The sequence below is a fragment of the Olivibacter sp. LS-1 genome, assembly GCF_008245145.1.
GTDB classification, from domain to species: domain Bacteria; phylum Bacteroidota; class Bacteroidia; order Sphingobacteriales; family Sphingobacteriaceae; genus Olivibacter; species Olivibacter oleidegradans.
On the sequence record NZ_CP041643.1, the window covers coordinates 4,330,120 to 4,344,613 of the forward strand.

Sequence of the window (14,494 nt, forward strand, 5' to 3'; positions counted from 1 at the left end):
TAATTTAAAATAGGATTTTGCCTCCGGTTCATGTTGATTTTATCCGTGAACCGGATTTTTATTCCATTATTCTATCCCCCTCACCCTTAGCATAATTAAGCTGGTATGCGGTATCCCCAAGGTCGTGCCCGGTTTAATTGTTAATAGGTTTTTCAAATAGACGTTGATAATTCCTTCCAAAACTTTTTTCCTGGATTCCACAAACTCATCACTGGTCACAAACTTTCCAAGATGGACATCCCCTCTCCCATCTACGAGTACCGAGAACGGATAGTAAAAATCCTTATATGCCTTATTGATTACAATATCATATTCAGGATACAAATATGCATAGGCAGCACTCTGGTTTAACCGTTCTGTTTCACTGAATATACGCCTTTTAACAGTTATATTCGGATTCTTCGGTATCAGTTGCACCGGATTACGTGCAGCAAAAGCGCTATCAATGACCGTGGGGTTTGCATTTGCAATATTGGACCGCCATTGAATAAAAGCCGTATCATTCGGTCGTGGCTTTCTTAATTCTTCTACTGTTGTTTTTAAACTATCGCGGATAAAGCGTGCCGAGTAAAGCTTCATATATACATTGGATCGCGCTTCCTTCACATGCTTGCTTACCACCGTCAGGCGTTGCAATAGCAAGCTATCCTTTGCTAAACTACGTACTCGAAACCATTCCCTTCCAAAGTGGAAGATAGAATCCTGATCAAAATAAATTGAGTAATGCAGCATGGCATTGCTATCCGGACTAAAAATTTTGACAGAGTCATTGCTGATGAAATTCAGATGCCATACCGGCTCCTGTTCAAAACCCAAGGTGTCAAAAGCCAAGCCATTGTCAAAAGCTCTCCGAACCTCAAAAAAATCCGTTCCCGCAATCGGTGTAAAAGACGGTCGGCCCGGCTCCAATTCTTCCTCATCGGTTGAGGCTTGCTTGTTCGCAGCGGGAGAAGAACAAGAAAATAAAAAAATCAGATTTAAGAGGAAAAGAAAAACGTTAAAGCACTTCGAAAATCTCAATAGCATAGCTAGCTTAAAATACATAATATAAAATTACGAAACAATGTCTATTCATCGGGTAAACAAAACAAAAGAAACACTATTATTGTTACCTAAATATTTGCAAATCTATAAATCAATGATCAAAAAAATAGTTTTACTTTCGATTTTACTGATTAATATCCGATGCCTCGCTCAAGAAATCTATATTATTCCACAAGTTGGCCTAAACGCTAACACGTATGACTTCGGCGAAACCTCTTCGAACCTGAGTAACCAACGCTTCTCGCCGGGTGTTTCTGCAGGCGTCGGTCTCAATATCGCATTGGATGAATTACGAACTTTTATCCTGCAACCCGAAATAAATTATAGCATGCGCAATAACCGAACCGATCATATTTCTTCCGGTACCATGAATGAAGCCTTGACCATCCAACAAAAGAGTACATTGCATTACCTGGAAATACCGCTACTTGCCCGCTTCGACTTTGGAATTGGCACACGCTATTACTTTAACGCCGGACCTTCCTTTTCCTATGCTTTAGGTGGTAGAGAAAAACTGGAAAGTGATGAACCTCGAATTCAAAGCTACAATAGATCCGCTGATTTCGACAATCGCTTTAACCGTACCGATTGGAGTGCGCTCATTGGTGGCGGAATTGAATTTCCATTCAACGATGGCTTTTTAGTGCTCGATGCCCGTTTTTCTTGGGGTTTCAAAACGCTTTACAAATCCAGGGAGATACAACGCGTAGACAATGAAGGCAATTTAACCTCCACTATTGTCGGCCCCGAAGGCAAGAATAGAATATTCACATTAAGCATCGGCTATGCGCTTCCGCTAAATTAGTTAGCAAGACCTGTTTTTTCATTCATGTAAGCCACAGGCGTGTTCGTCATGTGTATAGCGCTGTATGTGTAATTTTTTTTCATATAAGAAAGCGTTTCTTACGTTTGTTCTATTAAAACAACACAGTCATGCCTAACACTCAAAACCACCAAGAACTGGAGTCTCTTATCAAAAGAAGAGAAAACATTAAAAACGAACTTTATCTATTGGAGTTGGCCATCATGTCAATCGAACTGAATGATGCGTTTCACTCGAACGACTTCGGTTTAGCTACAAGGAGAGCGGCCCTCCCAAATTAATTCCATTTATTAACATACAAGTAAAGACAATTTCATCGCTATATTCAATTTATAATATAAAATATCACGATGTCTTCATTTATGTCACCATTAATAAACATAAGTGAAGCTATAATCGTGACAGCTAAACTTTTATAATATTTTAAAATGTTAAAATTTAGTTATATTTTTGTTATAAATCATAAGACATAGTAATGAAAGCTGAAAGTATAACAGAGAAACAAGTAGTTGAATTTCTAAAGCTGCGACAACAACAGCTTAAAGAGGAACTTAAAAGTATTGAAGTCACGATCAATGCAATTGCTCAATCTAAGTCGGTTAATTTAGGTAATGATCGAATCAAAAGCGATTCACCTGATACAGACGACGCAACAAAAAAGAGAAAGACAGCAGGTAAAGCCCTGGCTCCTCAGGAAAATTTCAACGTAAATAGCAAGCTTGATCAAAAGATCAGTTATGCACTTACAAAAATCGGATCAGGTTATAAGGATGATATTCTGGAAGTCTTAAATCAAGCACAACCGGAAGCAGATCCTTATAAGGTCGAAAAAGCAGTTGCCGTGCGTCTCTCCTATTTATTAAAGAATGATTTCATTCAAGCTACCAAACATGGTAGAAGTTATAAATATAGCCTGAAATAACAGGCTATATTTTTAATTAGTTCTGCTTATAAGCCTACCCTATCTCGCACTTTCAGATTTTCCGTTTCAACCTAAACAGGATGGAGCTGGAAGCAGGTTATGCCAAGATTAACAGATTTTAGAATTAACGGGCAGGCATACTCACCATCATTGTATCACTTGCTAATGTAGGCACATAATAGCCCCCAGTGTCAAGCGATGCCTGGGGGAATTGCTTCTTTAAAGCTGCCAATCCGTTTCGGTCTACTGACGTTTTATACAAATAGATGCTTTTTAGGTTTTTAAGTCCCTTTAAGGAGGTCAAGCCTGTGGCACTTATTTTTGTTTCTACCAAATTAAGCAAATTTAGCTGCGTTAAATCTTTCAGATTGATTAATCCTTTATCTGTAATCGCCGTGCCTCTCAAATTAAGCTGTAAAAGATTTTCAAGTGAGGCTAATACTTTCGTATTCTCATCATTTAGTGATGTATAAGCTACTTCCAAGTAAACTAACTGTTTAGCTAGCTTTTTTACTTCTTCCAGTAAAGCGGGCGTCACATCGGTCGTAACAAAATTTACGGATAAGTAATTACTGTTTTGGTGGATGGGCAATACCACCACACCTGCATCTTTCAGTTTTTCGAGTGTGCCCGCATCAGCCGCATCTACCTCTTTGGCTAGCAGATCGCTCTGCACCTCTTTGTTTTTTGCACTGCCCGATTGAAAGGCCGCAAGTATGGCGCTCATTTCAGGCTTAGGTTTCAATTCCGCGACCGTTTTGTGGATATCGGCGCCTTGGTTAACCCACCATTTTAATAATGCAATTTCTTCTTGCGTTAGCTGCGCCTTTTCTTTTGGCGGCATATGATCTTCATTATCCAATGGTAGTAATAGACGTTTAATAAGTTCGCTTTCATCCGCCTTTCCTTCTATAAGAGAAGAACCGGCTTCCCCTCCTTTTACCATAAATTCCTTCGTATCCACCCGAAGCTTACCTTTCTGCTTCTCTCCGCCATGGCAGCTGTAGCAGCGGTTCTTAAGCAATGGTTCAACGAGCTGCGGATATACCTTTGCCTGTTGAATATTGGGAACGGGCGGGATGGCTTCCTTGCTAGCTGGTTCACCCTTTAGCGCCGCAACCAGGTAGTCAGAACCATGGGTAAGTGATCCTCCATAATGTCCCGTTATGGTAATACCTATTAATAACGTAACACTCAGCAGGCGAAGCAATGGCTCTTTAACAGGATATTTCATCAACCCATACAATAGCATCGCAACAATTGCTACAGCAATTCCGAACCATTGGTGTAAGCCAACCAATTTTGCATCATAATCACTCGTTTGGGATAATAAATAGCCGCTAATACAGGATACAATCGCTCCAATCGCTCCCAGCAAATAAATTAACGGAACGGCTGTACGAAGAAAGGCATAAGACTTTATGGCACTCAATAAATGAAATAGTACACCTAAGATTAATATGCCAATAGGTAAGTGGACAAGTACCGGATGAAAATGGCCAATAAGTTGTTGAATGGTAAGAAGCTGCATGGTCTATTCGTATCGTTTGCGTAGTAGCTGCATCATATGAACATTGATGGCCCATTGATCGGCTAAAGGCTGTCGGGTATAAGGCAAGGTCGGCAAATAATCCGGGGGGCCAAATTCGGTAAGCATGGTCATCGGCTCACCCTTTTGTTTCTTACGCGAAACGACTTGGTCCCACCAACGAAGATGAGCCTCCACAGCCCCTTTCCATTCAGGTGCGCGCGGATCATTTACCTGTGGACCTTCTGCATGGCCAATGCGCGTATGAATATGATCAGCACGTTGGAGGGCCAGTTGCACGGTTTCTGCCTGATCGTCCAATAAACTCTCATGAACAACACACCAATGTGAAATATCTAAGGTTAAGCGTAAATCAGGGTGCTTCTCTATAAAATTTCGAGCTACAGGTGCGGCAAACAGCATTCGGCCACGATGGGTTTCATGGTAAATCGGGATACCCGTTTCTTTCGATTTCTTAACGGTATAATCAATAAAAGCCGCATTTTCTTCATAGGTAAAATAATCTTTCCCGGAATGGCAATTGATATAAAGTGGACGTTGATATCCATTACCGGAAGCCGCGTCAATTTGCCTGCAAAAGGTTGCCAAATGCTCTTTGCTGTCCGGCCCGCTACCTGCACATAGAAATCCCACTTCCAGCCGGTGCTTCTGAAGTGCCGAAAACAACAGTTTTTGTGCCTCTGCGCTACTCGGCCACCATACCTCGATACCATCATAGCCGTCCTTTTTTGCTGCTGCACAGAAGTTCTCAACACCCCCTTGAAAACCCCAGTCGGTAGCCATAAAAGTCAGCGAATAACCGGCTTTTGATAATACCGGCACGGATAAATCGGCAAAAAGTTCTTCCATTGGCAAAAATAAACCAGCCGTTGCGGCTTTTAAAAAATGTCGTCGATTATGCGGCATCGTTATCTATCATTAAATCGCTAAGCAATAATATCATGGATAACCTTTCCGAAAACATCGGTGAGTCGAAATGGCCGTCCCTGAAAGTCGTACGTAAATTTTTCGTGGTCAAAACCCAGTTGATGCAAAATAGTAGCTTGTATATCAAAGGGCTCTACCTTACCACTAATCGCGCTATAACCAATTTCATCCGTTTCGCCATAGGTGAATCCTTTTTTGATACCGCCTCCCGCCATCCAAATGGTAAATGCCTCCGTATGATGGTCGCGTCCATTGTAAGGATTCGTGGCCCCGTTTCGATTTTCCAGCATGGGGGTTCTGCCAAATTCTCCACCCCAAACAACCAGGGTATCTTCCAATAGTCCCCTTTGTTTCAAATCCAACAGTAGGGCGGTAATCGGCTTATCCGTGCTTCTGCATTTGTTTTTCAAGCCGATGTTCAATGAATTTTGCGGTCCGTCGCCATGTGCATCCCAGCCCCAATCGAAAAGCTGCACAAAGCGTACCCCCTTCTCCACCAACTTGCGGGCCAGCAGTACGTTATTGGCAAAACAAGCTTTCCCGGGTTGCGTGCCATACATATCGTGAATATATTGCGGTTCATTATCAATATTCATGACTTCAGGCGCAGTTACTTGCATGCGAAAAGCCATTTCATATTGCGAGATCCGCGATAAAATTTCAGGGTCATTGTAGTAAGCATATTCCTGTTCATTGGACGCATTGATCGCGTCGATAGTTGCCTTCCGTAAATCCCGATCCATCCCATTCGGATCCTTGATAAACAACACCGGATCACCTTCACTTCTGCACTGAACACCCTGATAAACCGAAGGTAAAAAACCGCTCCCCCAAATGCTCTTTCCCGCATCCGGAAAACTGCCACCACTGGTGAGCACCACAAAACCCGGCAAATTCTGATTTTCGGTTCCCAAGCCATAGGTAACCCAACTTCCCATACTGGGTTTCCCCAAACGGGCACTCCCTGTATGCATTAACAACTGCGCAGGCGCATGATTAAACTGGTCTGTTGTCACCGCTTTTAAAAAAGTCACTTCATCCACTACGCTCGAAAAGTGCGGTAAATTTTCACTCACCCAAGCCCTACTTTCGCCATGTTGGGCAAATTTAGCCTGCGGCCCCAACATCTTCGGAACTCCCGTGATGAATGCAAATTTTTTCCCTTTCAGCAAAGACTCCGGGCAATCCTGCCCGTTCATCTTCTCCAGTTCAGGTTTATAATCAAACAGCTCCAATTGCGATGGTGCTCCGGCCATATGTAGATAGATTACGCTTTTAGCTTTCCCCAAAAAAGGCGGCGATTTCGGCAACAATGGGTGAGCCGGATCAAAGACAACCGGCTTAGCGCCCGTAGCCTGCGTACTACAGCTCCCCAGCAATGAGCCAAATGCTAACGCTCCCAGCCCCATCGCACTTTCCTTTAAAAAATGTCGACGTGTATAGGCCCGCAATTGCGTGTGACTGGCCTCCTTTAGCAACCGATGTAAATTCAATTCGTCCCGTGTCATAAATTCCTAGTTTTTAGTAATTACTTCGTCCAAGTTAAATAGGGTGTTCGCGACTACCAATAAGGCTGCACTGCTTGCATCCTTTTTAACCTGTTCCCCTAATAAAGAATCGATGCGATCCGGATGTGTTCTATATTCATCAAAAGCGGTTTGATACAACTTGGATAAAATTCCCAGCTTTCCGGCCGGGATAGGCTTATACATAATCCATTCATAACCTTTTGCAATCTGATCGTTAACCTGCTCGCCCCCCTCCCGTTGCATCCGATCAACGAAATGACGCGCGAGATCTATATAGACTGAGTCATTTAGTGTTACCAAAGCTTGTAGGGGCGTATTAGTGCGGATCCGCCGTGGATTACACACCACACGTTGTGCTCCATCAAATGTTATCATGGAAGGATAAGGTGCCGAACGCTTCCAGTAGGTATATACCGCCCGACGATACCGATCCTCCCCTTTTGCATTTTCCCATTTGGCGCTATTATATGGCGAATTCCATATACCTTCAGGCTGCCAGGGCATTACCCCTTTTCCATACATTTCCGTCCTGAGCACGCCACTGATCGACAAAAACTGGTCGCGCAGTTGCTCGGCGCTGAGTCGCATACGTGGTCCTCTGGCGTACAGCTTATTAAACAAATCCTTTTCCAGGAGTTCCTTAGTGATCCTAGAGTCTTGTCGGTAGGTTGCACTCATCATAAGCTCCTTCACCAATCGCTTCACACTCCATTTATAGTCATGCATAAATCGCCACGATAAATGATCGAGCAGTTCACGATGCGTCGGGTCCATGCCTTGTGTACCCATGTCTTCCAGGGTTTCCACGATACCTGTCCCGAAAAGTTGCTCCCAAACACGGTTCACCATCGTGCGCGAAAGCAGTGGATTGCGCTTATCCGTGAGCCACATCGCCAGTCCCATCCGATTTTTCGGTGCACCTTTCGGCATGGCATACTTAAATGCCGCCGGGACATCGGCATTTACCTCCTTTCCCGGCGATATCCAGGCACCACGCTCAAAGACAAAGGTTTTACGTTGCCTATTGGTCGGATTTTCTACCATAATTGGTGTTGTACTGGCAGGTGCTTGCAGTAAGGTCCAGAAGGTCTGTTTTTGTTCTTCATAACCAACCTTGCCTTTTCCGGGAAATTGATCACTAAAGTAAAACCAATCAAAAAATACTAACACCTCATCACCTTTACCTTTACTTGTATTCCGATAGGTAATATATACATCGTGTACGCCTTGTTGCATGGGGAAGTCTACTGCCTGAATCTGGTAACCCTCCTTAGCTTCCACCTTCCAAGAAGCGAAAACCGGTCCATCCGGCCTGTCCAGGTGCAGCTGCATATGGCCGCCGGGCACCTTGGAAGCAAAGTGGTAGATCATTTGGTCAACACGGTTCAAATCCACTGCCGCAATCCGAGCAACACCATGATTACGGAAGTAAAGCGCAATGTTATTATTGCCGATTACCGCATTGCGTAAACTATCCGTAGTCGTAGAATTGATTGTCGGTTGTCCCGTTTTTAGAAACTTATAGATCTCAGCGGCCTTTTGTTCAGAAACATTTTCTTTAAGCCATTTTGTCAAGGACTTCAACTTCAGTTCCATATCTGGAGCGAACTGTTTTAATAAAGGATATTCGCTCGGCACATCTTCATCCCGCGAATTATTAAAATAGGCCATAAACTTATAATACTCATCATGCTTAATGGGATCATAAGGGTGACTGTGGCATTGTACACAGGCAAAAGTAGTGCTTAATAGCCCCTCCCATGTCGTATTGACGCGATCGATAACCGCCGCCACGCGGTATTCCTCGTTACTGGTACCACCCTCGTCATTGGTCATCGAATTCCGATGAAAAGCCGTCGCGATATACTGCTCATCCGTCGGATTCACATAAAAATCACCGGCTATTTGTTCGGTAATAAAGCGATCATAGGGCTTGTCTTCATTAAATGCTCGGATTACCCAGTCGCGGTATTTCCAAATATTACGTGCTCCGTCTGATTCATACCCTTTTGTGTCGGCATATCGTGCTACATCGAGCCACATGGAGGCCCACTTTTCGCCAAAGGCAGGCGATTTCAATAAGTCATCTATTAACTTCTCATAGGCTTTGTCGGCATTCGGATCACGTAGATAGGCGTCAGCAAGCGCCGACTTGGGCGCCATGCCAATTAAATCTAAACTTGCTCTTCTGAGTAAGGTAGCACGATCGGCTTCCTTTGACGGTTTTAAGCCAGCAGCATCTAGCTTCTCGTAAATAAAACGGTCAATTTCATTGTGTGCCCAATCCTCCCCCTTACTAGGCACTTCTACTTCCGTAACGGGCAGGTAGGCCCAATGCTCCCCCCACTTCGCACCCTGTTTTATCCATTTCTTAAAAACGCTTATCTCTTCTTCACTTAGCGGCTCATGTTTGTAAGGCATACGTTCTTCCACATCCTTTGTCAATAAGCGCTTAACAAACTCGCTACCGTCGGGATTGCCGGGAATGATAGCCGGTTTACCGCTATTGGTAGCAGCCATTGCTTCTTCCTCGAAAAGCAAACTGAAACCTCCTTGCTGTTTTACGCCTCCATGGCAGGATATGCACTTTTTGTTAATGATAGGCTTCACCTGCGTATTAAAATCAATCGGATCCTCATGCGGAAAAGCAAACACGATTAATACAAGCACTACCGCTACCGCAAGTAAAATAAGCAACTTTTTTCTATGGAATACCACCATGCTCTTCTCGGTTTATTTCATATTGGTTATAAAAGGGAACGACATCATCTCGCTTCCCTGTTTCTTATTTATTAGGTTTTCAATATCTAAGATACTGAAAACCACTTTTCGTTCAAAGAAAGATTCAACGGTTCTACACTTTCTTTTTTTATTTTTTCGGATTCCCCGTATTGTTTGTTTTAACGATGAATCAATTGTTGTTCTAGTTCTTCGAGCGTTTGTCCCTTGGTCTCCTTTACCCGGTGCTTCACAAACAAAAAGCCGGCAAAACAGATAGCCGCATAGAGGTAGAAAGGCCCATAGGTACCTAAGATTTCAGCGAGAATAGGAAACGTAAAAACTAAAATGAAATAAGCGATCCAAAGCGACACAATGGCAATGGATGAAGCCACACCGCGGATCTTATTCGGAAAAATCTCGGCAATCAAGACCCAAGTAACCGGCGCCAACGAAGTGGCATACATAGCAATGGCAATTAACACAAAAATAGATACCACCGTGGCGTTCATTTCAAGTTGCAATACCCCCGCTAATACGAGATAAACGACGGAAAGGCCTAGAGATCCGATTAACATCAAAGGACGTCTCCCAAGTTTATCCACCTGCCACATAGCAATAACCGTAAAAATTAAGTTAACCGTACCAATGGCAACGGTTTCGAACAGCTGTCTATCCAGATCAGCGCCTATGGATTCAAAAATCGTGGAGGTATAATTGAATACCACATTGATACCACATAACTGCTGGAATACAGCTAACGTAATGCCGACAATGACGGCCGGACGTACTGCCTTTTCAAATACGGCACGAAAGGATTGCCTGGCTGTACCCTTAAGGGATGCCTGAATTGTTAAAAAAGTTTCTGCAGCAAAAGCCTCACTTCCGATAGCTGACAACACCTTACGCGCACGTTCGTCCTGCCTTGCTTTTAACAGCCATCGTGGGCTCTCCGGCAACCAAAGCACACCAATAAAGAACAAAACGGCAGGTACAGCCCCCAGGCCAAACATCCACCGCCAGGCCTCGGGGCCATTGTCTGCAAGGGTATAGTTAACCAGGTTGGTCACCAAAATCCCTATGACGATGGTCAGTTGATTGATAGCGACATTGCGACCGCGAACATGGGCCGGTGAAATTTCGGCAATATATAAAGGGCTTAACATCGAGGCCATGCCCACGCCTATCCCCGCAGCAAAGCGCATGAGTACAAAGATGGATAAGTCGGGGGCATAGGCCATTCCCAGGGAAGATATGGCAAAGATGAGGGCAGCTAACAGGAGGCCGGGCTTTCTGCCATAACGATCCGCCAGTTTTCCGGCCAACAGGCATCCCACAATACAACCAAGGGCCAGCGAGCCGGTGAGAAATCCTTCCCACCATGCATTGAGTCCAAACGCCTCACGCAAAAAAGGTAAGGCACCGGCAATCACGGCGAAATCAAAACCAAACAGATAGCCTCCAAGTGCCGAAATAAAGGAGATACCCAAGATGTAGGAGTGCTTAAAGTTCAATTCAGAATCATTCATCGATATACTGTTTTATCGTCTATGTATTTCGTTACTCTTTACCTAGGTACACAAAGCGCGTCGAAACGCTGCAGGAAACCGATCATGCGTTTATGCAGAACGGCACCCAAATGACTATTGTTACGTTCCAATACTTGATTGAAAAAATGTTCGGCCCCATCCGTATTGCCTAGTCCCAATTGAGCCAATCCAGCCATATAAAGGCAATGAACATGGTTCTTGGCCGACAAATCCTGTTCAAAAACCAACAGATCCGGTAAGGATACAGCCATGTAATCAATTGAAATGACATCATGTAGATGATAAGCGCTAAAATCCGCCAGTCTATTAAATACCATGCGCGCCTTTTCTTCATCCCCTAATTGTATCCAAGCCAATCCTTGGTAAAAGATTTTGTCGGGTTGCGGATCATTATAAAAGATCGCTTGTACGGGTTCGTCATTCCCCCGTGTTGCCAGCTCAAAATACGCTTTTGCTTTCGTTTCTTCTTCCAACCGTTTATAGGCCAATCCGGTTAGGTAATGGATGTCATTTTCCGGGGTGTTAGGGAGTTTGCCTTCACCCAAATTTGGCGGATAGCAAAGCATGGCCTGTAAATAATCCAAGGCCTCCTCGAGCCGGTTTTCAAGCAGCGCTAATTTGGCCAATTCTTGTCCGGCCACCAGGTACTGGCCGGGCACCTTGCCCTCGCCCCCCTCCCAAGGGTGGAAATTACGAGATGCCAATTGTTGCCAGGCTTCATCATGTCGCTGCAATAAATTGAACAAGCTGATACGTTCAAGGTATAAATCGTCTCGCTGTTCTACCAAATCCCCATATTGAGCTAAAAACGAAAGGCGCTGATGTGGCGTTACCTGTTGTAAGCGATATAGCTGATCCAGCTCCATCAAAATACGGGCGTCAGTGCGATCCAGGAAAAACGCCTCCTCCAAGAAACGCAGAGCCTTTTCACTCTCGTTCTTTTTATTATAAAAGGCCAGTGCCAAATTCCGTTTTACGGTAGGAAAACCGGCATCTATACGAACCGATTCTTCCCAACAGTGAATGGCCTTTTCGTGCACACGTTTATCATACCAATAATTACCCAGATAATAGTACGCCTTGGCATCGTTTGGGTTAAAGGTTAAGGCTTTTTCCAGTGCCAGCATATCTTCCATCCGATTCGGAAAACAATAATCAGGACTGCATCTGCTTGCCTTCTCGAAAAACGAATGTGCTAAATCGAGTCGAGCCTGTAAAGAGGCGATATAACCTTTATGGTAATGAACCAAAGGATCCGGGCTTTCGGCCAAGCACCCCAACCAGTCTAGCGCTTCCTCATAACAATACGCCTGCACGTAATCCAGCGCATACTCAATGAACGTACTGCTTCGCTCATTCATTAAAGCGACTGTATTGCTTATTAGGCTATCGGCTTCCTGTTCTTGGTTACGCTCTTTTAACAGCAAGTATTTTTCAAAATAAACCGCATAATTAAAAGCGTCCAGCTCAAGGCTAAAGTTCGCATAAGAAAAAGCCTCCTCTACACGCCCGAGCTTTCGTAAAATGACCACGCGCAAATGTTGTGCTTGTCCACTTGTGGTATTATTGGCAAGGGAGTGGTCTATATGTTCCAGTGCGCTGCTAAACTCGCTTCTACCCACGTCTATACGGGCGAGCATCAGATACGCAGTATCTTTCCAAGCAGCATTCCAGGTCGCTTTGTAAAACAGCGAATAGGCCTCATCCAATGCGTCGTTTACCTTCTTGAGCAAGCCCAAGTTATAAAGCACTTCGCTATCGTAAGGATTGGTATTTCTTGAGAGAAGTCGGCTTTTCGCTGCCAGAAAATGTACTTGGGCCTCCGTAAACAAGCCTCTTCTCAATAACCAAAGCCCCATGGCATTGTTATTCCGAATATCATTGGGATCGCGTTGAAGAGCCTCCTGATAGTAAGCCCTTGGATCGTAAGTGGCATGTCGATATTGTTCCAAGTGCAGACCGTGCAAATACAGTTCTTCGGTAGAGGGAACATCTTTCGGATCGGGTGCCGGTGTTGCCGGCGGCGGGATCTCCTTTTCTTCCGCACGTTCAGGGGCATAACGAATCAATAAAGCTCCTTCCCGATCATACACACGCAATTCGTAGTCGTGTAGAGCATCATACCTATCCGAATTGGTTAAGGTTTCCTGATAGCTATGGCTTGGCGAAAGCGTCACCGTACGCTCCAAAATCAGTTTAGCACCTACAGTTACAACAATTCGAGCCTCTTCCCAAACACCGCTTGCATAAACACCTAGCGTGAGTTGTCCCTCCTGTAGGTCGAAGTGAACGGCCATGTCCTTATTTGCATTTTTCACTACACCAATTTCACTATAGGGCATAAAATACTGCACGAAAGACTTGGTTTCATTTGGCTGTAGCCATGAAAAATCAGGCTGGTTATCCGTAAAAGCGCCTGTCATTAATTCGATATACGGACCATCCGTATCCGTTAGATTCCGGTCCCAGGCCTTTCCGAAGTCGGCATTACCCCAAGTCCATTGTTTTTTACCCGGCACTACATGATGATTGGCCACATGAAGCATACCGGCTTGCGTGTCATGTTCATAGCCGCCCATAAAATCATAGGTTGAATTTACCGCCATGAAGGAAGTGGGTACCGGTATGTTTTTATAGCGTGAAATATCCGTTCCCGGAGCATAGTCCATTTTATAATATACCCCTTTCGCAATCGGAAAAGAAGAGACATCCCGCTTCCCATGATCGTACACGGCATGCACATCCGGCGGAAATATCGATTGATAATGATCGTTCACTTTTACGGCAGGGTTTGCCCACCATAAGAAAGTCTGCGGAAAAAGTGTTCTGTTCGTTAAATGCGCCTCAATCTCCAGGTAAGCCCTGCCCGGATAAAGCCTAAAGCCGGCTCTGCCCTTTGTTCTGAACATCATTTCCACTTCATTGACCCACACCGTTTGCTCGCCATTTTCTCCGTGCTCAATCGTATATTCTACCGGCAAAAAGGTACTGGGGCGATGATGCTGGGGCCAGTTGAATTCAATACCACCCGAAATCCAGGGTCCTGTCAGGCCTACCAAAGCTGGCTTGATGGCGTGGTTGTAATAGATGAAATGCCTTTCCTTCACTTTATCATAAGCCATCTGCACCCTACCCCCTAGGGCCGGGAGTATCATCACTTTAAGGTATTGGTTTTCCAGAAAAACAGCATCATAGCTCACATCTTCTTTCTCGTCAAAGATCTTTTCCACCACCGGATAAGGATAAACAACGCCACTGCTTCCTTGGTATACCCTTTTTTCCAAGAACATTGGATTTTTCTCGGCCTCACCAATTTTATAAGTTGGTATGTTGATTTTTTCGATCCAAACCTTGACTTCAGTCTGCATAGTATATAACGGTTAATGAGACAAAGTTAAGGTCAACCGGTACACGAAGCATGGAGAAAGCGTT

General features: G+C 44.3%; 10 protein-coding genes. 3 read left to right on the plus strand and 7 right to left on the minus strand.

Annotated features, from left to right (window positions below; translation table 11 throughout):
* Window positions 1-66: 66 nt before the first annotated feature.
* Window positions 67-1,044 (minus strand): hypothetical protein, encoded by a 978-nt coding sequence (locus FKG96_RS17860; RefSeq protein WP_130855542.1) that lies wholly within the window; start codon window positions 1,042-1,044, stop codon window positions 67-69.
* Window positions 1,045-1,138: 94 nt separating this feature from the next.
* On the opposite strand from FKG96_RS17860, the gene FKG96_RS17865 reads away from it, so the two are divergent.
* The 3 genes from FKG96_RS17865 to FKG96_RS17870 all read left to right on the plus strand — a co-directional run bounded on the left by FKG96_RS17865 (window position 1,139) and on the right by FKG96_RS17870 (window position 2,789).
* Window positions 1,139-1,849, plus strand: coding sequence for a porin family protein (locus FKG96_RS17865; protein ID WP_165446942.1), 711 nt, complete (start codon window positions 1,139-1,141; stop codon window positions 1,847-1,849).
* A 128-nt stretch (window positions 1,850-1,977) separates the two neighbouring features.
* A complete protein-coding gene (locus tag FKG96_RS26810) occupies window positions 1,978-2,148 on the plus strand; it encodes a hypothetical protein (protein WP_013667395.1) in 171 nt (56 codons plus the stop codon).
* 194 nt (window positions 2,149-2,342) lie between these two features.
* The gene (locus FKG96_RS17870; RefSeq protein WP_041387638.1) at window positions 2,343-2,789 is read left to right on the plus strand and encodes a hypothetical protein; all 447 of its coding nucleotides are present in this window, start codon (window positions 2,343-2,345) and stop codon (window positions 2,787-2,789) included.
* A gap of 124 nt (window positions 2,790-2,913) precedes the next feature.
* Here FKG96_RS17870 and FKG96_RS17875 read toward each other — a convergent pair whose 3' ends face one another.
* The 6 genes from FKG96_RS17875 to FKG96_RS17900 form a co-directional block, all read right to left on the minus strand.
* A complete protein-coding gene (locus FKG96_RS17875) occupies window positions 2,914-4,320 on the minus strand; it encodes a c-type cytochrome domain-containing protein (RefSeq protein WP_149105737.1) in 1,407 nt (468 codons plus the stop codon).
* A 3-nt stretch (window positions 4,321-4,323) separates the two neighbouring features.
* Window positions 4,324-5,244: a sugar phosphate isomerase/epimerase gene (locus tag FKG96_RS17880; RefSeq protein ID WP_149105738.1), complete on the minus strand. Its 921-nt coding sequence runs from the start codon at window positions 5,242-5,244 to the stop codon at window positions 4,324-4,326.
* A 20-nt stretch (window positions 5,245-5,264) separates the two neighbouring features.
* Window positions 5,265-6,773: a DUF1501 domain-containing protein gene (locus FKG96_RS17885; RefSeq protein ID WP_130855538.1), complete on the minus strand. Its 1,509-nt coding sequence runs from the start codon at window positions 6,771-6,773 to the stop codon at window positions 5,265-5,267.
* A gap of 6 nt (window positions 6,774-6,779) precedes the next feature.
* On the minus strand, window positions 6,780-9,515 hold the full coding sequence (locus FKG96_RS17890; protein WP_149105739.1) for a DUF1553 domain-containing protein: 2,736 nt from the start codon (window positions 9,513-9,515) through the stop codon (window positions 6,780-6,782).
* 179 nt (window positions 9,516-9,694) lie between these two features.
* Complete coding sequence (locus tag FKG96_RS17895) at window positions 9,695-11,041, minus strand: sugar porter family MFS transporter (RefSeq protein WP_149105740.1); 1,347 nt, start codon at window positions 11,039-11,041, stop codon at window positions 9,695-9,697.
* Window positions 11,042-11,079: 38 nt separating this feature from the next.
* The gene (locus FKG96_RS17900) at window positions 11,080-14,430 is read right to left on the minus strand and encodes a DUF5107 domain-containing protein (RefSeq protein ID WP_149105741.1); all 3,351 of its coding nucleotides are present in this window, start codon (window positions 14,428-14,430) and stop codon (window positions 11,080-11,082) included.
* Window positions 14,431-14,494: the final 64 nt, after the last annotated feature.